Origin of the sequence: Polynucleobacter sphagniphilus (assembly GCF_001953355.1) — a bacterium.
In the GTDB taxonomy this organism is placed as follows: Bacteria; Pseudomonadota; Gammaproteobacteria; order Burkholderiales; family Burkholderiaceae; genus Polynucleobacter; species Polynucleobacter sphagniphilus.
The window spans coordinates 427,735-451,655 of sequence record NZ_MPIY01000003.1; the positions used below are offsets into that span (position 1 = coordinate 427,735).

Consider the following 23,921-nt stretch of genomic DNA (forward strand, 5'->3'; position numbering starts at 1 on the left):
CTTTCAATAAATCGTTACGATGTCACTTATGAAATCGTTTGGTAAACCCCGAATCCTGATTATTGGCTGCGGAGACATTGGTCTGCGCGTTGCCAAACAGCTATCGAAGCACTATCGTGTTTTTGCCTTAACTTCTCAGAAAAGTCGCTTTAGCGAGTTAATACAGTCGGGCGCCCTACCTATTTTGGGAAATTTAGATCAGCCAGAAAGTTTATGGCGGTTAAGCGATTTAGCTCAAACGATCATTCATTTGGCACCTCCCCAAAGTGTTGGTGTCCGCGACAACCGAACCCGCAACCTCCTCCGAATTTTAGCCCAAGGGTCAAATACTGTCCGCCGCCTCATTTATGTCAGCACCACAGGGGTATACGGTGACCACCAAGGGGCTCAGGTAAGTGAAGTGACCCCGGTTAATCCGCAAAGCGAGCGAGCCAAGCGCAGAGTGGATGCTGAGCGCACACTTCGTTTATGGGGGCCAGCCCATGGTGTAGGGGTAACTATTTTGCGGGTGCCGGGTATTTATGCCGCCGATCGTTTGCCGCTTGAGCGCTTGCATGCCAAAACTCCAGCATTACTTCCACATGAAGATGCATACTCCAATCATATACATAGCGATGATCTGGCGAATTTAGTGTGCGCAGCGGTTTATCACGGTAAACCACAAAGAGTCATTAACGCCTGTGATGGCGGCCAAACAAAGATGGGTGATTACTTTGATCAGGTAGCCGATGCGTTTGCATTAGAGCGACCACCACGCTTGCCTGCTGAGCAGTTGCAAAAAATAGTTAGCCCCATGCTATGGTCTTTTATGCGTGAATCTCGGCGTGTAACAAATACACGCTTAGCAGAATTAAAAACACCGCTGCGCTATCCGAGCGTTGCTGCATTCTTAAAAACTATTTCCAAGAATCCTTCAGGCCAACAGTCCGATTAAAGACGGGTTTGCCTGCTTGTGAATCGATTCGATCGGCAACAAAATAGCCATGACGTTCAAACTGAAAACGCTCTTCCGGTTTGGCATCTTTCATACAGGGTTCTAAGTAAGCGGTAATGGTTTCTTTGGAGTTTGGATTGATTGCTTCTAGGAAGTTTTTATCCCCACTGTCTGGGTGGGGGTCGCTAAATAAGTGGTCATAGAGACGCACTTCAGCTGGAATCGCCTCGGCTGCGCTAACCCAGTGAATGTTCCCTTTTACTTTGTAATTATTGGATCCGGGCGTCCCACTTTTACTATCTGGAAAATGAGTTGCGTTCACCTGGATGACATTGCCATCTGCATCTACTTCAAACCCAGTGCATTCAATCACAAATCCATGACGCAAGCGAACGCGTCCACCAGCCTGATCGCCAATGGGTGGATAAAGTCTGAAGAAGCCCTTAGTGGGCTCTTTCATAAAGTCATCTGCCTCGATCCAAAGCTCGCGCGTGAAATTAAATTCACGATGACCCCACTCTGGATGATGGGGGTGGCGTGGTGCTGAGCAAGACTCACTTACGTTGGCATCCAAGTTTTGGATGACTAGCTTGAGTGGTTTTAAGACAGCTGTGGCACGAGGTGCTCTGGCTTCTAAGTCATCGCGTAAAGCCTGGTCTAGCGTACTCATATCAATCCAGCTATCCGCTTTTGAAACGCCAATGCGTTCGCAGAAAAGGCGAATGCTCTCAGGCGTATAACCCCTACGACGTATCCCCACAATCGTTGGCATACGTGGATCATCCCAACCTTCAACATGGTTTTCTTCTACCAATTGCAATAACTTGCGCTTACTGGTGATGGTGTAGGTGAGATTGAGGCGAGCAAACTCATACTGATGCGGTAGGGGGTCTTTAAAGACCCCCACTTCTTTGAGTGCATTGAGTACCCAGTCATACAAAGGGCGGTTGTTCTCAAACTCCAGAGTGCAAATGGAATGAGAAACATTTTCTAATGCATCAGAAATGCAATGTGTGTAGTCGTATAAAGGGTAGATGCACCACTTGCTGCCAGTGCGATGGTGATCGGTATGGCGAATACGGTACACCACTGGATCGCGCATCACAATGTTTGGATGCGCCATATCAATTTTTAAGCGCAGGACATGTTCGCCGTCTTTGAATTTGCCATCACGCATCTGACGAAAGAGCTGCAGGTTATCTGCTGGACTACGCTCACGATACGGACTATTTTTACCAGGTTGACCAAAGTTACCCCGATTCGCATGAATGTCATCAGCGCTTTGGCTATCCACGTAGGCCTTGCCATTTTGAATCAAAATTTCTGCAAATTCATACAATCGATCAAAGTAATCACTGGCGTGATAAAGGTGAGTGCCCCAGTCAAAGCCTAGCCATTTCACCGCATCCAAAATGCTATCGGCGTACTCCACATCCTCTTTAACAGGGTTGGTATCATCCAGGCGCATATTGCAACGCGCACCACCAGCTTGCGTGTTGTAGTCCTTGGCTAAGCCAAAGTTCAGGCAAATACTTTTCGCATGACCAATATGTAAATAGCCATTGGGCTCAGGTGGAAAACGCGTAATGATTGAAGGTATTGCTTGACCAGCGCTATTGCTGCGATGCTGATAGGCGCCACTAGTCAAATCATGATCGATGATTTGGCGTAAAAAATTAGAGGGCTCTGCAAGAGCAGGGGAGGCTGGTTTGGAGGGCTTGCTATCTTGGGACATATTCCCATTGTAGAGAAAAGTGCGCTCCCAAGATCAAGGCGCAAAGGGTATAAGCACCCTTATTCCTCTACAAAGGCTTCTTCACGGGTTTTTTTGACTGCCGGCAAGGTAACTGCAACCACCAGGAGGGCTGCCGCGATCAGCAAGCCCAGGGAGAGTGGGCGTGTTACAAAAGTACTTAAGTCCCCGCGAGACAAAAGGAGGGCGCGTAGGAAATGCTCCTCCATCATCGGACCCAAAATAAATCCTAAAAGGAGGGGCGCGGGTTCGCAGCCTAATTTTGTAAAGAGATAACCTGCAATACCAAAGGCCGCGGTGATGTAAACATCAAACACGGTGTTGTTGACGGTATAGACGCCGATACAGCAAAAAACCAGAATCGCGGGGTACATATAGCGATAGGGGATTTTCAATAATTGGACCCAGACGCCAATTAAGGGGAGATTGAGAACAATCAACATCATGTTGCCAATCCACATGGAGGCAATTAAGCCCCAAAATAATGCCGGATTACTGGTCATTACCATGGGTCCTGGCTGAATTTCGTGAATGGTCATGGCGCCCACCATCAAAGCCATCACAGCGTTTGGCGGGATACCGAGCGTCAGCAGTGGAATAAAGGAAGTTTGGGCGGCCGCGTTATTGGCAGACTCCGGGCCGGCGACGCCTTCAATGGCCCCCTTGCCAAACTCATGACTATATTTAGAAGTCTTTTTTTCAACTGAGTAGGCTCCAAAAGACGCTAGAGCAGCCCCGCCACCAGGCAAAATTCCCAAGATGGACCCAATCACGGTGCCACGCAAGATCGCAGGGACCATGCGCTTGACATCTGTTTTGGTGGGAATCATGGTGCTCATCTTGTTCAAAAAGCCCTCGTCTTGCCCTTTCTTTTCAAGGTTGGTCATGATTTCGGCAAAACCAAAGACGCCCATGGCTACCGCAACAAAACCAATCCCGTCATTGAGTTCTGGCAAATCAAAGGCGTAACGAGAAACCCCTGAATTCACATCAGTGCCTATGAGGCCAAGTAAGAGGCCAAGGACAATCATCCCAATGGCTTTAATTAGGGAGCCAGAAGCTAACACGACTGCCCCAATCAATCCGAGAACCATGAGAGAAAAATATTCTGCAGAACCAAACTGAAATGCCATTTGAGATAAGGGTTTTGCAAAAGCAGCCAATACTAGGGTTGCCACACAACCTGCAAAGAATGAGCCCATCCCTGCCGTAAAGAGGGCCACCCCTGCACGGCCATTACGCGCCATTTGGTAGCCATCAATCGCTGTCACAACCGAGGAGGTTTCCCCTGGAATATTGAGCAATATCGCAGTAGTGGAGCCACCATACTGTGAGCCGTAATAAATCCCAGCCAACATAATGAGCGCCGCGGTGGGGGGCAGCGCATAGGTTGCTGGCAGTAGCATTGCAATCGTGGCAATCGGCCCCAGTCCTGGCAGAACACCAATTAATGTGCCCAATATGCATCCCAGAAAGCAGTAAAACATATTCTGGAGAGTGAAGGCGGTATCAAAACCAAGTGCTAGATTGCTAAATAAATCCATTTTTTTAATATCTCTTTTTGGGCTTTACTGCAAAAAGTAAGGCAACAATGGGAATTGCAATTTGAGGCCAAAAACGAAGATGAGGTAGGAGCCCAATGCAAGCACGAGCGCGTTGATCAAGGTTCCCTTCCAGCCGAATTCATGACTTGCCTTTGAAGATGTAAATACCAACACCATAATGGCCAGTCCAAAGCCGAAGATGGGTAGCAATACCCCATATAGGACTACGGAGCCCGTAATGAGACCGATGATTTTCCAATCAAAAGGCGGAATTTTTTCAAGTGCTGTTTTGGCTTGAAGGGACTTCACTAAAACCACTAGCCCAAGGGCGGTTAAGAGCAGACCCAGCCAAAATGGAAAATACCAAGGACCCATTTTGGGTGCGCTATACATAGACTGTCGGGCGGCAATAAAGGTAAAAAAGAGGCCGGTGACCACGTACATTAGGCCAGCCCCAAAGTCCTTCTGATTGCGGATTTCCACTAAATACTCCTTTGTAGCCGTGATGAGGGATTGTAAGACAGCATGCCAGTGGGTTTTGGTGCGTTTGCCCTTGATGGGTGCCAATGCGATAATTATTCCTATGAAAGTCTCTCAAATTCGCCAGGCATACCTGGATTTCTTCGCCGCAAAAGGCCACCAAATTGTTCCATCTAGCCCAGTTGTTCCTGGGGATGACCCAACCTTGCTATTTACCAACGCAGGCATGAATCAATTTAAGGACGTCTTTTTAGGCTTTGATAAGCGTCCTTACACCCGTGCCACTACTGCACAAAAGTGTATTCGTGCTGGCGGTAAACATAACGATTTAGATAACGTTGGTTATACCGCGCGTCACCATACCTTTTTTGAGATGCTGGGTAATTTCTCATTTGGAGATTACTTTAAGAAAGATGCGATTCAATTTGCATGGGATTTATTGACCCAGGTCTTTGAGTTGCCCAAGGATAAATTGTTGGTCACTGTGTATGCTGAAGATGATGAGGCCTACGCGATTTGGAAAGACCAAATTGGGGTTCCTGCCAATCGCATCATTCGTATTGGGGATAACAAAGGCGCGCGTTATGCGTCTGATAACTTTTGGATGATGGGTGATACCGGCCCATGCGGTCCTTGCACCGAGATTTTTTATGATCATGGTGAGCATATTCCTGGCGGCCCTCCTGGCAGTCCTGATGAGGATGGTGATCGCTTCATTGAGATCTGGAATAACGTCTTCATGCAATTTAATCGTGATGAAGCCGGCAACATGCATCCATTACCGAAGCCAAGTGTAGATACGGGTATGGGTTTAGAGCGCATTGCAGCAGTCTTGCAGCACGTACATTCCAATTATGAAATTGATCTTTTCGTGAATTTATTAAAAGCAGCCAAAGATGTGGTGGATGCTGCTGGCGGTGAGAACTGCGATCCAGCGAGCCCGTCATTAAAGGTGATTGCAGATCATATTCGGGCCTGTAGTTTTATCGTAGTTGATGGCGTTATTCCTGGTAATGCGGGCCGTGGCTACGTATTGCGGCGTATTACTCGTCGCGCTATTCGCCATGGCTATAAATTAGGTGCGCGTAAACCATTCTTCTATCAGTTGGTACCGGCTTTAGTGAAAGAAATGGGTGATGCATACCCCGAATTGCGTGCGGCGCAAGACAAGGTGGGCGAAGTCATCAAGCAAGAAGAAGAGCGTTTCTTCCAAACGATTGCCAATGGGATGGAAATTTTGGAGGGCGCTTTATCTAATGGCTCAACTACCGTTGATGGTGAAACGGCCTTCCGTTTGCATGACACCTTTGGTTTCCCATTAGATTTAACGGCTGACGTTTGCCGTGAGCGTGGTGTTGCTGTGGATGCTGCTGGCTTTGAAGTGGCAATGCAGAAGCAGCGCGATCAAGCTAGGGCGGCAGGTAAGTTCAAGGTTGCACAGGGTCTCGAATACTCTGGCAAGCCTACCCAATTTCATGGGTATGACACTCTTAAACATGATGGTGCAAAGGTTACTGCCCTGTATTTAGATGGTTCATCCGTTCAATCTATCAAAGCGGGGGATGCAGCCGTAGTGGTTTTGGATCACACCCCTTTCTACGCTGAATCTGGTGGTCAAGTAGGTGACCGCGGCGAGTTACGTAATGAATCCATGCGTTTTGCAGTCGATGATACTTTTAAGATTCAAGCAGATGTGTTTGGTCATCAAGGTGAGCTTATCGAAGGTAATCTTCAAGTGGGTGACTCTTTAAATGCTCTGGTAGATGCTGAGCAGAGAACAGAGACGATGCGCAATCACAGCGCTACGCATATTTTGCATAAAGCCTTGCGTGAAGTATTGGGTGATCATGTGCAGCAAAAAGGTTCTTTGGTTGATGCTAGCAAAACCCGTTTTGACTTTACACACAATGCTCCGATTAGCGCTGCGCAAATTCGTCAAGTGGAAGATATTGTTAACCGTGAAGTGTTAGCGAATACTGCCACCTCAGGCAAAGTTATGTCTTTAGAGGATGCGCAAAAAACGGGCGCGATGATGTTGTTTGGCGAAAAGTACGGCGATGAAGTGCGTGTACTGGAGATCGGCAGCTCTAAAGAATTATGCGGTGGTACGCACGTCGCTCGTACGGGCGATATTGGTAGCTTGAAGATTGTTTCTGAAAGTGGTGTTGCTGCCGGTATTCGCCGGATTGAGGCGGTTACTGGTAATACTGCCTTGCGCTTCTTGCAAGATTTGGAAGACAAAATCAATGACGCTGCGAGTGTTTTAAAAACACATCCCGCTGATTTGGTTAATCGCGTGACGCAGTTACAAGAGAGCTTGCGCCAAGCTGAGCGCGAGCTCGAGAAGGTGAATTCAAAACTAGCGGCCAGTCAAGGTGATGAATTAGCCACCCAGGCGGTAGATGTCAATGGCATGAAGGTCTTGGCTGCTCGCTTAGATGGAGCTGATGCTCAGGTTCTACGTGAAACCATGGATGCTCTCAAGGCGAAGTTGAAAACTGCCGCGATTGTGCTGGCATCTGTCCAAGGTGATAAGGTAAGTCTGATCGCCGGTGTTACTGCTGATTCCATTGCTAAAGTGAAGGCCGGCGACTTGGTCAATTTCGTAGCGCTGCAAGTTGGTGGTAAGGGCGGCGGCAAGCCTGAAATGGCGATGGCTGGAGGTAATAATCCAGCAGCATTAGCAGCAGCCTTGGCTGGTGTGCAAGCTTGGGTTGCCAGTAAATGAGCGAGCCGATTATATTTAATGCAGAGGTAGATGCCATTGGCATGAATTGCCCACTACCAATTTTGCGCACTAAGAAGGCCCTGGCAACCATGCAAACAGGGGAGGTATTAAAGGTCAAGGCAACGGATGCTGGTGCTGCTCATGACTTTCCTGCTTTTGCAAAGCAAACCGGTAATGAGTTACTAGCTACTACTCAAGAGGGGAATGTGCTTATCTTCTTTTTAAAGAGAAGGTAAGCTGCAAACCAAACAATGGGATTAGCCTAAATGGCGATCCTTGAGGTACTGGGCGAAACCAGCTCCGACCTCAGGATGGCGCAAAGCAAATTCCACTGAGGCTTTGAGGTAACCTAACTTACTGCCGCAATCGTAGCGCACTCCTTCATACTCATAGCCAAATACAGGCTCTTCTTTGAGGAGAGAGGCGATTGCGTCGGTGAGTTGAATTTCACCACCGGCACCAGGCTTTAAATTACGAATATGATCGAAGATGTTTGATGAGAGAACATATCGGCCAACTACCGCCAAATCAGATGGCGCATCTTGAGGCTGGGGCTTTTCTACAATTCCATCTAAGCGGTAAATGCCTTTAGAAACCTCGGCACCGGAAATAATTCCGTATGAGCTACTTCTTGCAGGGTCAATTTTTTCAACAGCCAATACAGAGCCCTGCTCTCTCTCGTGAACGTCGAGCATTTGTTTGAGGACGGGCGGCTGACCATCCAATAAGTCATCAGCCAAAATAATGGCGAATGGCTCATCACGAACTAGTTTTTCTGCGCACAAGACTGCATGACCCAAGCCAAGAGCCTCGGGCTGGCGAACGTATACACAATCCACATGACTTGGTTTGACGCTACGCAGAATCTCTAGAAGGGCATGTTTGTTTTTAGCTTCAAGTTCTGCTTCAAGCTCATAAGCTTTATCAAAGTGATCCTCAATCGCGCGTTTACTTCGGCCGGTAACAAAAATCATTTGAGTAATACCGGCTGCAATAGCTTCTTCTACAGCATATTGAATCAATGGCTTATCCACTACATTGAGCATCTCCTTAGGGCTAGCTTTAGTAGCAGGTAAAAATCGAGTACCTAATCCCGCTACTGGGAAAACCGCTTTAGTAACTGCTTTGGTAGTAGTAGCCATCTTCAATCCGATCAATATTTTTTATTTGAGACGCTCTAATTGTGCTACAAGCTTCTCATGATTTTGTTCAAAGCCAGCTAAACGTTGCTTTTCTTGGGCCACAACTTCTTCTGGAGCTCTTGCTACAAAGCTTTCATTCCCTAGTTTGTTGCGCGCTTTATTGATTTCATTAGCTAGACGCTCGATTTCTTTACTCAGACGAATACGCTCGGCCGCAACATCCACTTCAATTTTTAGCAGTAGTTTGATATTCCCAACGAAAGCCATTGGAGCACCTGGAGCATCTTGTTCAAGCGCGGACTCAATAAGGTAGATCTTGACTTCAGATAGCTTGGCCAGTGCAACAAGATAAGGGCTGGCTTGCTTTAAAAAGTTTTCTGGTCCGCTAATCCAAAGTGGTACACGTAGTGCTGGAGAGACTTGCATCTCACCACGGAGATTTCTGCAGGCATCAACGATGGCTTTGATCTGCGCTACCCACGCTTCGCTTTGCTCATCAATTTTTTCAAGCTGAGCAACTGGATAAGCCTGAAGTGCAATGGTCTGCTTATCTTGTTTGGCTAACTCTTTACCGCTCTTGGGGCCTACCGTTTGCCACAAGGTCTCAGTAATGAATGGAATGAGTGGATGAGCCATACGCAAAATCGTTTCCAACACTCGCAAGAGCGTACGGCGGGTGGCTCTTTGTTGTGCTGGAGTACCAGTTTGCAATTGCACTTTGGCAAGCTCGAGATACCAGTCACAATATTCATCCCAGACAAACTGGTAAATACTGTTGGCGATGTTATCAAAGCGATAGTTTTTAAATCCCCTATCTACATCTGCTTCAGTTCTTTGTAGCAAGGAAACAATCCATCTGTCTGCTGGCGAAAAGTCTAAATAACCTTCTGGACCACATTGATTGTCGCAGGGAGTAAAACCATTTTCTTCATCATTGCCTGGGCAATTCATCAGAACAAAGCGGGTAGCATTCCACAATTTATTGCAGAAGTTACGATAGCCTTCGCAGCGCTTTTGGTCGAAATTAATATTGCGACCCAAGGAAGCCAGTGATGCAAAAGTAAAGCGCAAGGCATCTGTCCCAAATGCAGGAATGCCATCAGGAAATTCTTTTTTGGTTTTCTTACTAATACTTTCTGCTTGCTTTGGATTCATGAGGCCAGTGGTGCGCTTGCCAACCAGCTCTTCTAATTTGATGCCGTCAATCAGATCAATTGGGTCTAAGGTATTGCCTTTGGACTTGCTCATCTTCTGGCCTTCGGCGTCACGTACCAAGCCATGAACATAGACCGTATGAAAGGGCACCTTGCCAGTGAAGTGGCAGGTCATCATGACCATGCGTGCTACCCAGAAGAAGATAATGTCAAAACCAGTTACCAATACCGACGACGGCAGGAAGTGATTGAGCGCAGGGGTTTCTTCGGGCCAACCAAGTGAGCTAAATGGTACTAAGGCCGAGCTAAACCAGGTATCCAATACATCGGGGTCACGATTGAGTTTGCCTGTATATCCAGCTGCAATAGCCTTTGCTTGAGCTTCTTCTTCAGAGCGCGCTACAAAGATTTGACCCTCTTCTCCATACCAAGCTGGGATCTGATGACCCCACCAGAGTTGACGAGAAATACACCAATCTTGAATATTCTCTAACCATTGAGTGTAGGTGCTGATCCAATTCTCCGGAACGAGCTTGATATCACCTTTGGTGACGGCATCAAGAGCGGCGCCTGCAATCGATGAGCCGGGCTGATACTGATTGTCAGGGCTTGGTTTTGAAACTGCTACGAACCATTGGTCAGTGAGCATGGGTTCAATAATGGTTTGCGTACGATCACCGCGCGGTACCATCAATTTGTGGGGCTGTGCTTTTTCTAGTAGACCAGCAGAATCTAAATCTGCTACCACTTGTTTTCGTGCTGCAAAGCGTTCCATGCCTTGGTAAGCGGCAGGGGCATTCTCATTTATCTTGGCATCTAGAGTCAAAATATTAATAAGCGGCAACTGATGACGTTGACCCACGGCATAGTCATTAAAGTCATGGGCAGGTGTGACCTTCACTACACCGGTGCCAAAGTTCAAGTCAACATAATCATCAGCAATAATCGGAATCTGACGATTGCATAGCGGCAAGAGAACGAACTGGCCAATGAGATGCCGATAGCGTTCATCTTCGGGGTTCACCATCACTGCCACGTCACCTAAGAGCGTTTCAGGTCGAGTAGTTGCCACGGTGAGATAGCCGGATCCATCAGCGAGAGGGTAGCGAATGTGCCACATCGAGCCATCTTCTTCTTCGCTGACGACTTCCAGGTCAGATACAGCAGTACCTAAAACAGGATCCCAATTGACTAAGCGCTTACCGCGATAGATCAAACCTTGTTCATGTAGTCGAACAAAAACCTCAACCACTGCTTTGGACATCTTGCTGTCCATCGTGAAATATTCTTTGCCCCAATCAATTGAAGCACCAAGGCGGCGGATTTGTCTGGTGATGGTCGAGCCGGAGGTTTCTTTCCACTCCCATACTTTTTCTAAAAACTTCTCACGCCCTAAGTCGTGCCGAGAAATCTGTTGGGCATCGAGTTGGCGTTCGACCACGATTTGGGTCGCAATGCCAGCATGGTCTGTGCCGGGTACCCAGAGGGTATTTTTGCCGGACATGCGGGCGTGGCGAACCAAGCCATCCATGATGGTTTGGTTAAAGGCATGACCCATATGCAAGGTGCCAGTCACATTGGGGGGTGGCAGCTGAACACTGAAATCACCCTTGTTTTCCGCTAGCGTGGCATCTGCAATCCCCCGGCGTTCCCATTCAGGGCCCCAATAAGCCTCAATGGGGGCGGGTTCATAGGATTTGGCGAGCTCATCAACTGAGCTGTTCACAGGAGAATTGGGGGTATTCGAAGCATTTGGCATAAGAGGCAAATTATAATTGGGACGATGTACTCAGATTTGCTCGCGAACCTCAATCCAGAACAGCGCGAGGCAGTGACCCTCCCGCCCCTCAATGAACACGGTCAAGCCCAGTCAGGCTTGATTTTGGCTGGTGCGGGGAGCGGCAAGACCCGCGTGCTCACTACCCGTATAGCTTGGCTGATCCAAACCGGCCAGGTATCCCCTATAGGCGTCATGGCGGTTACCTTTACCAATAAGGCTGCAAAAGAGATGTTGGTGCGTTTGGGAGCCATGTTGCCCATTAATACCCGCGGTATGTGGATCGGCACCTTCCACGGTCTTTGTAACCGCTTATTGCGCGCGCACCATAAAGAGGCCGGTTTGCCATCCACTTTCCAGATTTTGGATACCCAGGATCAGCTTTCTGCTATCAAACGGCTTTTAAAAGGCTTGAAGGTCGATGATGAGAAATATCCAGCCAAGCAATTGCAATACTTTATAGGGCATGCAAAAGAACGCGGCCAGCGGGCTCGGGACTTATCAGTGGGTGATGATTTCCAGGCCAAGATGGCCCAACTCTACGAAGCCTACGATGAGCAGTGTCAGCGTGAGGGGGTGGTTGATTTTGCCGAGCTCTTATTACGTAGCTACGAACTCTTAAAGCATAACGAAGCAATTAGAACGCATTATCAAGAGCGCTTTCGCCATATTTTGATCGATGAGTTTCAAGATACGAATGCCTTGCAATACGCCTGGTTGAAATTACTCTCTGGCCATTCGCAAATTCCCGTGAATGTCAGCGGCGCAGGAAGTAGTGCGGTGTTTGCTGTTGGTGATGACGATCAAAGTATTTATGCTTTCCGTGGGGCTGATGTGGAAAACATGCGTCTTTATGAAAAGCAGTTTCATCCTCTGATGGTGAAGCTAGAGCAAAACTATCGCTCGCATGGCCACATTCTCGATGCTGCCAATCACATTATTGCGAATAATTCAGAGCGTCTTGGAAAGAATTTGCGAACTGATGCGGGGCATGGAGAGCTAGTACGTGTTTACGATGCGCCGAGCGATCATGCCGAAGCCGCTTGGCTTGTTGATGAAATCAAGGCTCTAGTCAATAGCGGTATAAAGCGAACTGAAATTGCTTTGCTCTACCGTAGCAATGCCCAGTCACGCATTATTGAGCATGCCTTATTCTCTGCGGCGATTCCTTACCGCGTATATGGTGGCCTGCGCTTCTTTGAGCGTGCCGAGATTAAACATGCTTTAGCTTATTTGCGTTTGCTTGAAAATCCCAACGACGACACCTCATTTTCTCGGGTGGTGAATTTCCCAACCCGTGGCATTGGTGCGAGGTCCATTGAGGCCTTGCAAGATGAGGCCAGAGCCCAGCAATGCTCTTTGTATTTAGCAGCTACCACTTTGACTGGAAAAGCAGGTGCATCACTCAGTGGCTTTGTGCGCTTGGTTGATCATATGCGTGAGGCTACACGCCATAACACCTTGCCAGAAACAGTAGAGTTTGTGATTCAACATAGCGGATTAATTCAGCATTACCTTGGCGAGCGAGAAGGTCAGGATCGCGTAGAGAACTTGCAAGAATTAATTAATGCTGCCACCGCTTTCATTGCTGAAGAGGGATTTGGGCAGGATGCTCCTGCTGCCATGCTGCCTGGTGAGAATGCACCTGGAGTAGTGGAGGTGTCTCCACTGGCCGCTTTCTTATCCCATGCTTCATTAGAGGCTGGTGATAATCAAGCGCAGGCTGGCCAAGATGCTGTGCAGTTAATGACAGTCCACTCCGCGAAAGGTCTTGAGTTCACGGCGGTATTTATTACTGGGCTGGAGGAGGGATTATTTCCTCATGAGAATAGTGTGAACGAACAAAATGGCCTGGAAGAAGAAAGACGCTTGATGTATGTAGCGATTACCCGGGCCAAAGAGCGCTTGTATTTGTCGCATACTCAATCACGCATGCTCCATGGTCAGGTGCGCTACAACATGCCTTCACGCTTTTTGGAAGAGTTGCCATCAGACTCCTTAAAGTGGCTTACACCCAAAGCTAAAGATGCGCGTTGGGGTGGAGCTAGTAGAAGCTCGGGCTCCACTTGGCAGGATGGCTACACCCGTCAGCGCGAATATGAATCCAATGATTTCTTTGACTCTGGTAGTGCCCGACAATTGCCGCCTAAACGAGTAGGCTCAGCATCTACTGCGGTTACCAGAATGGCTGCGCCACCTCGTGGAAACTATCCATTCAAAATTGGTCAAAACGTATTTCACACTAAGTTTGGTGAAGGACGGGTTACTGGCTTAGAGGGTAATGACGCAGATGCGCGTGCGCAAGTGAATTTCAAGCGGCATGGAGTGAAGTGGCTGCAATTGAGCATTGCAAAACTTGCCGCAATTGATTGATTTGTATCGTAAAAAATTAAGCGAAATAGCTTGGTGCTGCGTCTTCTACAAAGCAGGCTTTCCATGTGGCATAGAAGGAGCACTGCATTACTGTTAAGCCCGCCATTGAAATCGGAGCAACGATGAATGAGGCTACCTGCTCTAGATTCAGTGCATTCAATCCTGCACCAATTGCCATTGGAATAATGATCAATACAACAATCCAAATGGCGATGTACACCAAAAAAGCGCCGCGATTTCTCCAGCATGCAATAAAACTGGAGAAGAGGGCTTGAGCTAATGGCATATTAGTCCAGGCAATCAAGATAGGGGAGAACCACATTAGCATCGCTACCGGAATGTAAAGTAAGCCGCCGATCGCTAACAGCTCATAAATTTGGTGAAGCGTCTCAGCCGTCAGAGGCTGATCCCTAGTGACCAAGGGAAGCAGGGCTTCAAAGTCAACTAAGGCGCTGAGTGCAATGCTCAGAACAAGAATCAGGATGGTATAGATCAAACCAAGCTGCAAAATGCGTTTGCGAATAATGGGGCCTGAGCGCAAGGCAATGAGGTAGACCATTGGACGCAAAGGCTCTTTAACAATAGCCTGACGGCATGCGGTCAAAAAACCAACAGATAAGGTCGGGGTTAAAATGAGTACCGCAAAGACACCAAGGATAGGTACCAATACAGCGAGCTGTGCCACAAAAACATAAATAAATACCAGCATGAAAAATCCCAAAGGATTTTGTTTAAATAGCCAAATACCTTGCTGTATCCAGGTATAACCCTCCCTAGCAATTACCGAATTGAGTTTCATAAGGTGCGACGACTTTCCAGAATGCGCTCAAAATGTTTTGGGTCATGCGGCGTCAGCATGTGAGCATCTCGCGGCAAGTAAAAATCCCATAAACGAGAGATCCAAAAGCGTAATGCTGCTGCACGCAACATCATAGGCCAACTGGCTTGTTCATCTTTTGTAAGTGGGCGCACTGATTGATAGGCCTCTAATAATGCATTTAAACGAGTCGGCTCAAGGTCTTGTTTATTGTCTGCTAGACACCAATCATTTGCTGTGACTGCTAAATCAAATAACCACTTATCAGTGCCAGCAAAGTAAAAGTCAAAGAAGCCGCCCAATTGATCCTGGGAGGGATCATGAGATGCTTGAGGATCAAACAGTACGTTATCTCTGAAGAGGTCGCAATGACTTGCACCTTGCGGCAGAGCAGCGTAACTCTCTGAGTGAAAGAAGTTTTCTTGGGCGTATAACTCGCTTGTTAGTAATTGCGCTTGAGTTACATCTAAATGGCCAACTACTTGCGGAACTGTTTTTTGCCACCAGGATAAGCTACGTAAATTGGCTTGGACTTTTGGAAAATGAGCGCCCGCTAAATGCATTTTGGCTAGCATCTCGCCAACTTGAGCGCAGTGATTGGCTGCAGGCTCTAATCTAGATAGCCCGGGAAGTTTGGTGACAATCGCTGCTGGCTTACCTTTGATCTCAAAAAGAATGAGTCCTTGATTATTTTCAATGGGCCTTGGAACTGGAATTCCTTGATTGGCCAGATGACGCATCAGCTCTAGGTAGTAGGGCAACTGCTCTGCGGTCAGTCTTTCAAACAGGGTTAAAACGTATTCGTGTTTTTGCCCATCGCGGCTAGTATCTAAAAAAAAGTTCGAGTTTTCGATCCCACCATGAATCCCGCGAATCTCCAGGGCCTGGCCAATATCAAAATCTTGTTCTATCCATTGGGAGATATCACCAAGCTCAAGTGGGGTAAAAACAGCCATATGAAATCAGGCTTAAAAAGGGATGCTAATGCTAGGAACGCTTAACAAGTCACCTTCGCCAGATTGGGCACCAGGCTTGACTGATTCAGGTGGCGACATTTCATAGGTGGTGTACTTGGTTTTAACCTGTACTTCAGTAGGTCCATTGGGATTTTTGTATTCAGTTACTTCAGTACCGGTGGCTTCTTTGTGCTGGAAGCTGGGTTTGCGAATTTCTGGAGCGCTAGTCAGGCCATTTGCGCTTACGGCAGGAGCGAGTGGCTGATTATTGATCCGTGCAAGTTCATCTTGGCTAAGGGCTTCGCCAGCAGGCTGCTGCGCTAAAACCAGGCTTGAAAATAGGAAAAGACCTTTTAAAACAAGGGTTTGGCGCAATAATTGTTTCAATAAATTTGTATTTAAATGCATCATATTTCACCTTTTTAAGCCTGCTCTGGGATGGTTCTTTGGCCATACCTGACAGAAGTTCGCAACTAGATTGTACGATTGCGGTATGACTAAACATAGACTCTTGTTGGTAGACGGTTCTAGCTACCTGTATCGCGCCTTTCATGCCATGCCTGACCTGAGAAACGGGGCCGGCGAACCCACTGGGGCCATTTACGGCATGGTCAATATGATGCGCCGCGCCCGCTCAGAGCTTAATACCGATCATATTGCCTGTGTTTTTGATGCTAAGGGTAAGACTTTTCGAGATGAAATGTACTCCGAGTACAAGGCTCACCGCTCTCCTATGCCAGAAGACCTGGTCAAACAAATTGAGCCAATTCATGCGATGGTAAAGGCTTTGGGTTGGCCGGTACTGATGGTTTCAGGGGTGGAGGCAGATGATGTGATTGGTACCTTAGCGTGCCAGGCTACCCAAGCGGGCTGGGAAACGATTATCTCTACCGGGGACAAAGATCTAGCACAGCTAGTTAATTCATCCGTCACTTTAATCAACACAATGACTGATGAGAGGTTAGATATTGATGGGGTGATTGCAAAATTCGGCGTACCCCCTGAGCGGATTGTGGATTATCTTTCCATCATTGGAGATACGGTAGATAACGTACCGGGTGTGCCTAAGGCTGGCCCTAAGACAGCAAATAAATGGCTGGCTGAATTTGGCGATTTAGATAACTTGATGGCAAACGCAGATCAAGTAAAGGGTGTAGTCGGAGAAAACTTACGAGCGACCTTGCCATGGCTCCCGCAGGCACGTCAACTGATTACCGTAAAGACCGATTGCGATTTATCTCCACATTTACCTAATTTAGATCACCTGCTGGCAAAGCCGGAAGATGCCCCCTTACTGCGCGAGTTATTTGAACGCTATGCGTTTAAAACTTGGTTGCGCGATGTTGAAAAAAAGCTCACTGGTGATCAGACTGAGGTATCAACCCGTTTGGATTTGGCGGGCAGTCCATTGCCGCAGGAAGTCGGTAGAGGTGATGCAAATCTGGCCTCAAGTCAAGCTGGCGCAATAGCAAGTAGCCCTACTAAAACCCTATCTCAAGAAACCACCGACATTCAAGCCTCTATCAGTAAGCGCTACGAGTGCGTGGTCAAAGAAGAGGATCTCGATCGTTGGATCAAAAAAATTGAGCAAGCATCTCTTACGGCAGTCGATACTGAGACCACTAGCTTAGATGCGCTTGCTGCTGAATTGGTGGGAATTTCTTTAGCGGTAACGCCAGGCGAGGCTTGTTATATTCCGCTTGCTCATCGCAATGGTGAGACCCAGCTCAATAGAGACTTGGTGCTTGCTCGGCTGCGCCCTTGGCTAGAGAGTGTAGCGCATGCAAAGGTGGGTCAAAACTTAAAATACGACACCCATATTTTTGCAAATTACGGAATTACTTTGCAAGGTATTGCATTTGATACCTTGCTTGAATCCTATGTTCTTGAATCGCATCTGCCACACAATATGGATAGCCTGGCTGAGCGGCATTTGGGAATGAAAACGATTCGATACGAAGAGGTCTGCGGCAAAGGTGCTCACCAAATTGGTTTTGATCAAGTGGACCTGCAAATTGCTACTGACTATGCGGCTGAAGATGCCGACATCACATTGCGTTTGCATCTGGAGTTATGGCCACAAATCCAGGCTAATCCTGGCTTACTTTATGTGTATCAAAATATTGAAATGCCAGCGATGCGGGTACTGGGCATTATGGAGCGCAATGGCATTCGAATTAATTCGGCTTTGTTGGCAAAGCAGGGTCAACAAATTGGCAAACGTCTGCTTGAGTTAGAAGGTGAAATACATCAATTAGCAGGACAGCCTTTTAATATTCAATCGCCCAAGCAAATTGCTGAGATTTTGTTTGGCAAGTTAGAGTTACCAGTTGTTAAGAAAACCCCATCGGGCGCGCCATCTACCGATGAAGAGGTTTTGCAAAAACTAGCAGAAGATTATCCATTGCCGGCACGCATTCTGGATTACCGCAGTTTGGCTAAGTTGATGTCTACCTATATTGAAAAATTACCCCGTATGGCTGACCCTAAGACTGGGCGCGTGCATACGAATTTTTCTCAGGCGACTGCAGTTACTGGTCGTTTGGCTTCGAGTGATCCTAATTTACAAAACATTCCGGTGCGTACAGAAGAGGGGCGTCGCATTCGAGAGGCCTTTATTCCAGCTGAAGGTTGTAAATTGCTTTCTGCTGACTATTCTCAAATAGAGTTACGCATCATGGCGCACATTGCAGAAGATGAGAATCTCATGGCTGCTTTTGCAGCCGGCAAGGATGTGCATCAAGCAACCGCATCTGAAATTTTTGGTATTCCTTTAGACCAAGTCAATTCAGAGCAGCGACGCTATGCCAAGGTTATTAACTTTGGTCTGATTTATGGCATGAGTGCTTTCGGCTTAGCGGGGAACTTGGGTATTGAACGCTCCGCGGCACAAAACTATATTGCCAAATACTTTGATCGCTACCCCGGTGTAGCCCAATATATGGAGCGGACTCGTCTCGCTGCTCGAGAGCATGGTTATGTAGAAACTGTGTTTGGTAGAAGATTGTGGTTGCCTGAGATTAAAGGATCAAATGGCCCAAGGCGCCAAGGTGCCGAGCGCGCTGCCATTAATGCGCCAATGCAGGGTACTGCCGCTGATTTGATTAAATTGGCAATGATTGCTGTAGAAGCTTGGCTAGAAAAGGAACAACTTAAGACGCGCATGCTCTTACAAGTGCACGATGAGCTAGTGTTTGATGTGCCCATAGATGAAATTGAATTGCTCAAAGCCAAACTCCCAGACCTTATGTGTAATGTCGCACAATTGAAGGTGCCATTGCTTGTGAGCATTGGTATTGGCGATAATTGGGAGGAGGCCCATTAATTTGGGTAAAGAATGATGAAAAACAATCGGAGAGATTTTATTAAGGCATCTGCTATCGCTGCTACCGGCGTCAGTGTAGGTTATGTGGCAGCATCCACACCAGTACTCGCTGAAACGATTCAGACCGATTTTGTGGGTTTGACTGCTGGCGAGCAAATGATTCCTGTTGGAAGTTTTCAATTGCCATGCTATGTCTCACGACCAGAAAAGTCGCACGGCCAGTTGCCGATCGTGATCGTCGTCAGTGAAATTTTTGGGGTACATGAGTATGTAGCCGATGTCACGCGACGGTTTGCCAAGCTAGGTTACCTGGCAATTGCCCCAGAATTTTTTATCCGTGCTGGTGACCCCAATGATTACGGCACGATTGCCGACATTTTGACCAATATCGTGGCTAAAACCCCCGATGCGCAAGTGATTGCAGACTTCGAGGCAACACTTGCCTGGGCCGTTAAGAATGGCGGTGATATACAGCGCGTTGGTGTCACTGGCTTCTGTTGGGGTGGCCGCATTACTTGGTTGGCAGCCACCCTTCCTACTGTCAGAGCGGGTGTAGCTTGGTATGGGCGCCTCGTTGGTGAAAATACCCCTACTAATCCGAAGCAGCCAATTGATATCGTTAGCAACTTGCATGCGCCGGTATTGGGTTTATATGGCGGTACCGATATGGGTATTCCGCTCGAGACCGTGGAGCAAATGCGTGCCGCCTTAGCTAAAGCGGCACCTCATAATGCGGCCGCGAGAGCATCTCGCATTGAGGTCTACCCAGATGCCCCGCATGCATTTCATGCTGACTATCGAGAATCTTATCGCGAGGGTCCTGCCAAGGATGCCTGGAATAAATGCATCGCTTGGTTTAAGCAGTATGGAGTAGTGTGATCACCATGTCTGTACTACAAAGCATTATTTTCATCACTGCACTCGCTGGTACTGTGAGCGTGTTGATTGCTGCAAGTTGCTCACTGTCATTGCTTTCGAAGATGGTGGAGAACATGGTGAGTGTCTCCGTTGGCATTCTGTTATCTACTGCTTTGTTGCATTCGCTACCCGAAGCATTTAGCTTTCCCGGAAGTGAGCCCCGTCTTCTATTTGCCACTTTATTGGCGGGCTTATTGGGCTTTTTCTTGCTAGAGAAAATCTCCCTATTGCGCCATAGTCATCACCACGAAGGTGATGGACATGATCACCATCATGGTCATGATGCTGAGGTGGCTGGACGCAGTGGTTGGATGATTTTGGTTGGTGATGGCTTGCATAACTTTGTTGATGGTGTTTTGATAGCCGCTGCCTTTATGGCTGATTATCATGTTGGATTTTTTACTGCTTTGGCAATCATTGCGCATGAGATTCCTCAAGAAATCGGTGATTTCATGGTGCTGCTCAACGCTGGATTTACACGTTCTCGCGCCTTGCTCTACAACCTGATCTGTGGCTTAGCCGCAGTTTTGGGGGGTGTGCTGGCTTACTTCTTTTTGGCGCAGGCGCATTCCATCATGCCATATCTTTTGGTGATTGCCTCAAGTAGTTTTATTTATATTGCGGTCAGTGATCTGATTCCGCAAATGCATCGTCGCCCACACTGGGCAGAATCATTGCGCCAAACTGTTTTGATTGCGTGTGGTGTTGGTTTTGTATTGTTGCTATCCGTTTTGCACTAGCACCAATTTATTTTTCGATTGGGCGGCTCGGATCAGCGCACCATTCACTCCAGCTCCCCGCATACAGGCGTGAACCCTTGAGGCCAGCTACTTCCATTGCTAAGAGGTTGTGACAAGCAGTTACTCCTGAGCCGCATTGATGAATAACTTGGGCAGCTTTGCGGTTGCCGAGTAAAGCTAAAAAATCCTTAAAGAGTAAGTCAGACGCTTTAAATGAAGTGGCTGATAAATTTTCTTTAAAGCAATGATTTATCGCTCCAGGAATATGTCCACCCACTGGATCTAAGGTTTCATTTTGTCCATGAAAGCGATCATTGGCGCGGGCATCAATCACCAAATATTGTTGACTAGTAATGTTCTGAAGAACTTCCTTTGCGTGTACGAGGCCCACATAGGGTCTTGCCTCAAGCGCTTGAGCTGTGGGGGTGGCAGGACGGGGAATGGTGCCCATTGGCCCGTTCCAGGCATCTAGGCCGCCATCCAATACTTGGACATGAGCATGTCCAGTGGCCTTTAGCATCCACCAAAGGCGACTGGCATACATTGAACCTTGCTTGTCATAAGCGACCACCAAGGTATTGGGGTCGATGCCGAGGCGGGATTTGGTTTTTGCCCAAGATTCTGGTGTAGGTAGTGGGTGTCTGCCGTTTAGACCATTTTTTTTCACCAGATAAATCTTGATCAAGGTCGACATAAATAGCGCCGGGAATATGATTTTCTAAATACGCTTTTTTACCGGCAGTCGGATCGTTTAAGTCAAAGCGACAATCGCAGAGTAAAACATTCTCCCCGCTGTTAATAATCTCTTCTAATTGATTGGCGGTAATGAGGGGAGTCACTTGCGTATCCTTTGTCTTTTAGAGGCCTTCAAATTGCATGACACGACGATACCATTCATGGAAGTGTTGCATACCATCTTCCATTGGGCTTTGGTAAGGGCCAACCTCATTAATACCGCGAGCTAGTAAAGCTGCTCTCCCGGCATCCATACGTTCACCGATTTCATCATCCTCGATACACGTTTCCATGTAAGCCGCACGCTCAGCTTCTACATATTCACGCTCAAAGAGGGCAATTTCTTCAGGGTAGTAAAACTCAACAATATTGCGTGTTTTGTTTGGGCCCATCGGATGCAAGGTGGAAACGCACAGAACACCTGGGTACCACTCAACCATGACGTTGGGGTAATAGGTTAGCCAAATGGCGCCGTGGCGGGGCATCTTGCCACCGTGATGGCGCAGGACTGCTTCGTGCCAATTGCGATACGTCGCCGAACCTGGAGTGCTCAGGTTCTTGTGAATGCCAACGGTCTGTACACTATGCCAATCACCGAATTCCCAGTGGAGATCTTCGCAAGAAACAAATTTCCCCAAACCTGGATGGAATGGCACTACGTGATAGTCCTCAAGGTAAACCTCAATAAAGGTTTTCCAGTTGTAATTGCACTCATGAACTTCAATGTGATCGAGGATATAACCTTCAAATTTGAGGTCATCAGCGACACCTAGCTTGGCAAGATCAGCACGCACATCACGCGGACCTTCAAATAAAAGCCCTTGCCAGTTTTGCAATGGCGATTTACCTAAATTAAGGCAAGGCTTATCTTCAAAATGAGGTGCGCCTAATAATTTGCCCTCGAGATCATAGGTCCAGCGGTGCAGTGGGCAAACGATATTGTCAGTTTTACCTGAGCCATTGAGCATTAAAGCTTGGCGATGACGGCATACATTGGAGAGTAATTCGATGCCCTGCTCATGGCGAACGAGTAGACGCCCTTCATTTTCTGCAGTAATTGTTTGATAGGAGCCAATTTCAGGCACCATTAATTCATGGCCTACATAGCCAGGACCCTGCTTAAAAAGCAGTTCAATCTCACGTTGATAAAGTTCAACGTCAAAATAGGCCGAAACCGGCAGTTGTAAATTGGACGGCGCAAGCTTCTGCGCGGTAGCCAGATTAGTCATTCTCCCCACCCCCGAAAACGTCAGCCGAAGCTAAGCGGAATAACCAATCCAACCATCGACGTGTCGATATTGGAAAGGAAGGGGGTAATTATACCCATCGATATGGGTTCTCGCTTTAATATGTAGGGCTATTTGTGCCATTTAAACGAAAGAAATCAGCATATGCCAGCCAAAAAATCGGAAAACCCAAAGGCCGGGCTTGAGGTGCAAATCGACCCTGATTTGCGTTATGAACAGGCGGTTAAGGAGCTTGAAAAGCTGATTTCAGATATGGAATCAGGCAAATTTTCTTTGGAAGAGACACTTTTAGCTTATCAGCGCGGTGCAGCCTTGCTCAAACATTGCCAAGGGGTTTTGGCACAGGTTGAGCAACAAGTACGCATTTTCGAAGCTTAAAAGTTTTAAAAAAGACTGTATGACTGGCAATTCTTTATTTCAGGAGTGGCTCAAGCAGCATTCAGAGCAGTTCGAATCCGCCTTAGGGGATATGCTGGATAGTGCCCAAACCATTCCAAATCGTCTGCATGAGGCCATGCGCTATGCGGCTCAGGGCGGGGGTAAGCGGGTGCGCCCCTTATTGGTTTATGCAGCTGGTCAATTAGGTGATGCCAAACCAGAGATGCTCGATTGTGCTGCCGTGGCCATTGAGTGTATTCATGCCTATTCCTTGGTTCACGATGATTTGCCGTGCATGGACAATGATGTCCTACGCCGCGGTCGCCCTACAGTGCATAAGGCCTTCGACGAGGCCACTGCCCTCTTGGTTGGAGATGCCTTGCAAACCCGCGCTTTTGAGATTCTGGCACTGGCTGATGACTCTGCACAGCTTCGTTTGCAAATGATTGCTGCTTTAGCTGCTGCCTCGGGGTCGCGCGGTATGGCTGGTGGTCAGGCAATTGACCTTGACAGTGTGGGCAAGAAGCTTGATCTGGCCGACTTAAAACACATGCATGCCTTAAAAACAGGCGCACTTCTATCGTGTGCTGTGCAAATGGGTGGCATTGCTGCCCACCTCAATGTGAGTCAAATGGGCTCTTTAAGGGGTTATTCTGAGGCCTTGGGTTTGACCTTTCAAATTGTGGATGATGTCTTGGATGCAACTGCAGACAGTCAAACCTTGGGTAAGACTGCGGGTAAGGATGCGGCAAACGATAAGCCTACTTACGTTACCTTGATGGGTTTAGACTATGCACAGAAACAAGCTCAAACACTACAAGCGCAAGCCATCGGCCATTTAGAGGGCTTTGGCAGTGAGGCTGACCCCTTAAGGGAGTTAGCCCTCTTGGTAGTCAATCGAGGCAAATAAGTAAAGATTA

General features: G+C 47.6%; 18 protein-coding genes and 1 pseudogene. 9 read left to right on the forward strand and 10 right to left on the reverse strand.

Annotated elements, in window-relative coordinates:
• Nucleotides 1–19 precede the first annotated feature (19 nt).
• Nucleotides 20–934: an SDR family oxidoreductase gene (locus tag BOQ04_RS05800; protein WP_198929287.1), complete on the forward strand. Its 915-nt coding sequence runs from the start codon at nt 20–22 to the stop codon at nt 932–934.
• Here the strand turns inward: BOQ04_RS05800 and BOQ04_RS05805 are convergent.
• The 3 genes from BOQ04_RS05805 to BOQ04_RS05815 are packed head-to-tail and all read right to left on the reverse strand — an operon-like array spanning nt 897 to nt 4,798.
• Entirely contained in the window at nt 897–2,669 is a 1,773-nt protein-coding gene (locus tag BOQ04_RS05805; RefSeq protein WP_076023798.1) for a glutamine--tRNA ligase/YqeY domain fusion protein, read from the reverse strand. The genes BOQ04_RS05800 and BOQ04_RS05805 overlap by 38 nt on opposite strands.
• A 59-nt stretch (nt 2,670–2,728) precedes the next feature.
• Entirely contained in the window at nt 2,729–4,231 is a 1,503-nt protein-coding gene (locus BOQ04_RS05810) for a tripartite tricarboxylate transporter permease (RefSeq protein ID WP_076023799.1), read from the reverse strand.
• A 24-nt stretch (nt 4,232–4,255) separates the two neighbouring features.
• Nucleotides 4,256–4,798, reverse strand: coding sequence for a tripartite tricarboxylate transporter TctB family protein (locus BOQ04_RS05815; protein ID WP_233126660.1), 543 nt, complete (start codon nt 4,796–4,798; stop codon nt 4,256–4,258).
• Between the two features lie 16 nt (nt 4,799–4,814).
• On the opposite strand from BOQ04_RS05815, the gene alaS reads away from it, so the two are divergent.
• Together alaS and BOQ04_RS05825 are read left to right on the forward strand one after the other, a co-directional pair.
• On the forward strand, nt 4,815–7,439 hold the full coding sequence (gene alaS, locus BOQ04_RS05820) for an alanine--tRNA ligase (protein ID WP_076023800.1): 2,625 nt from the start codon (nt 4,815–4,817) through the stop codon (nt 7,437–7,439).
• A gap of 8 nt (nt 7,440–7,447) precedes the next feature.
• On the forward strand, nt 7,448–7,675 hold the full coding sequence (locus BOQ04_RS05825; protein WP_076023866.1) for a sulfurtransferase TusA family protein: 228 nt from the start codon (nt 7,448–7,450) through the stop codon (nt 7,673–7,675).
• A 21-nt stretch (nt 7,676–7,696) separates the two neighbouring features.
• Here the strand turns inward: BOQ04_RS05825 and galU are convergent, their stop codons facing one another.
• The gene (gene galU, locus BOQ04_RS05830; RefSeq protein ID WP_076023801.1) at nt 7,697–8,581 is read right to left on the reverse strand and encodes a UTP--glucose-1-phosphate uridylyltransferase GalU; all 885 of its coding nucleotides are present in this window, start codon (nt 8,579–8,581) and stop codon (nt 7,697–7,699) included.
• Between the two features lie 21 nt (nt 8,582–8,602).
• Complete coding sequence (locus tag BOQ04_RS05835; RefSeq protein ID WP_076023802.1) at nt 8,603–11,494, reverse strand: valine--tRNA ligase; 2,892 nt, start codon at nt 11,492–11,494, stop codon at nt 8,603–8,605.
• A gap of 24 nt (nt 11,495–11,518) precedes the next feature.
• On the opposite strand from BOQ04_RS05835, the gene BOQ04_RS05840 reads away from it, so the two are divergent.
• The gene (locus BOQ04_RS05840; RefSeq protein WP_076023803.1) at nt 11,519–13,885 is read left to right on the forward strand and encodes a UvrD-helicase domain-containing protein; all 2,367 of its coding nucleotides are present in this window, start codon (nt 11,519–11,521) and stop codon (nt 13,883–13,885) included.
• Between the two features lie 16 nt (nt 13,886–13,901).
• On the opposite strand, the gene BOQ04_RS05845 is transcribed toward BOQ04_RS05840, so the two are convergent.
• From BOQ04_RS05845 to BOQ04_RS05855, 3 genes are read right to left on the reverse strand one after another with little or no spacing between them, the layout of a single operon-like run.
• Nucleotides 13,902–14,684: a BPSS1780 family membrane protein gene (locus tag BOQ04_RS05845; RefSeq protein WP_076023804.1), complete on the reverse strand. Its 783-nt coding sequence runs from the start codon at nt 14,682–14,684 to the stop codon at nt 13,902–13,904.
• Complete coding sequence (locus tag BOQ04_RS05850; protein WP_076023805.1) at nt 14,681–15,658, reverse strand: homoserine kinase; 978 nt, start codon at nt 15,656–15,658, stop codon at nt 14,681–14,683. Before BOQ04_RS05850 ends, BOQ04_RS05845 begins: the two co-directional genes overlap by 4 nt.
• 12 nt (nt 15,659–15,670) lie before the next feature.
• Complete coding sequence (locus tag BOQ04_RS05855) at nt 15,671–16,066, reverse strand: hypothetical protein (protein ID WP_076023867.1); 396 nt, start codon at nt 16,064–16,066, stop codon at nt 15,671–15,673.
• 85 nt (nt 16,067–16,151) lie between these two features.
• On the opposite strand from BOQ04_RS05855, the gene polA reads away from it, so the two are divergent.
• From polA to BOQ04_RS05870, 3 genes are read left to right on the forward strand one after another with little or no spacing between them, the layout of a single operon-like run.
• Nucleotides 16,152–18,983: a DNA polymerase I gene (gene polA / locus BOQ04_RS05860; RefSeq protein WP_076023806.1), complete on the forward strand. Its 2,832-nt coding sequence runs from the start codon at nt 16,152–16,154 to the stop codon at nt 18,981–18,983.
• A 15-nt stretch (nt 18,984–18,998) separates the two neighbouring features.
• On the forward strand, nt 18,999–19,862 hold the full coding sequence (locus BOQ04_RS05865) for a dienelactone hydrolase family protein (protein ID WP_420875842.1): 864 nt from the start codon (nt 18,999–19,001) through the stop codon (nt 19,860–19,862).
• Nucleotides 19,863–19,867: 5 nt separating this feature from the next.
• The gene (locus BOQ04_RS05870; protein ID WP_076023808.1) at nt 19,868–20,641 is read left to right on the forward strand and encodes a ZIP family metal transporter; all 774 of its coding nucleotides are present in this window, start codon (nt 19,868–19,870) and stop codon (nt 20,639–20,641) included.
• A gap of 7 nt (nt 20,642–20,648) precedes the next feature.
• Here the strand turns inward: BOQ04_RS05870 and BOQ04_RS05875 are convergent.
• Nucleotides 20,649–21,480 (reverse strand): annotated as a pseudogene (locus BOQ04_RS05875) (sulfurtransferase).
• 18 nt (nt 21,481–21,498) lie between these two features.
• Nucleotides 21,499–22,605: an aromatic ring-hydroxylating oxygenase subunit alpha gene (locus BOQ04_RS05880; RefSeq protein ID WP_076023809.1), complete on the reverse strand. Its 1,107-nt coding sequence runs from the start codon at nt 22,603–22,605 to the stop codon at nt 21,499–21,501.
• A gap of 162 nt (nt 22,606–22,767) precedes the next feature.
• On the opposite strand from BOQ04_RS05880, the gene xseB reads away from it, so the two are divergent.
• Nucleotides 22,768–23,001, forward strand: coding sequence for an exodeoxyribonuclease VII small subunit (xseB, locus tag BOQ04_RS05885; protein WP_076023810.1), 234 nt, complete (start codon nt 22,768–22,770; stop codon nt 22,999–23,001).
• Between the two features lie 19 nt (nt 23,002–23,020).
• Nucleotides 23,021–23,911 (forward strand): polyprenyl synthetase family protein, encoded by an 891-nt coding sequence (locus tag BOQ04_RS05890; protein WP_076023811.1) that lies wholly within the window; start codon nt 23,021–23,023, stop codon nt 23,909–23,911.
• The last annotated feature ends 10 nt before the right edge of the window (nt 23,912–23,921 follow it).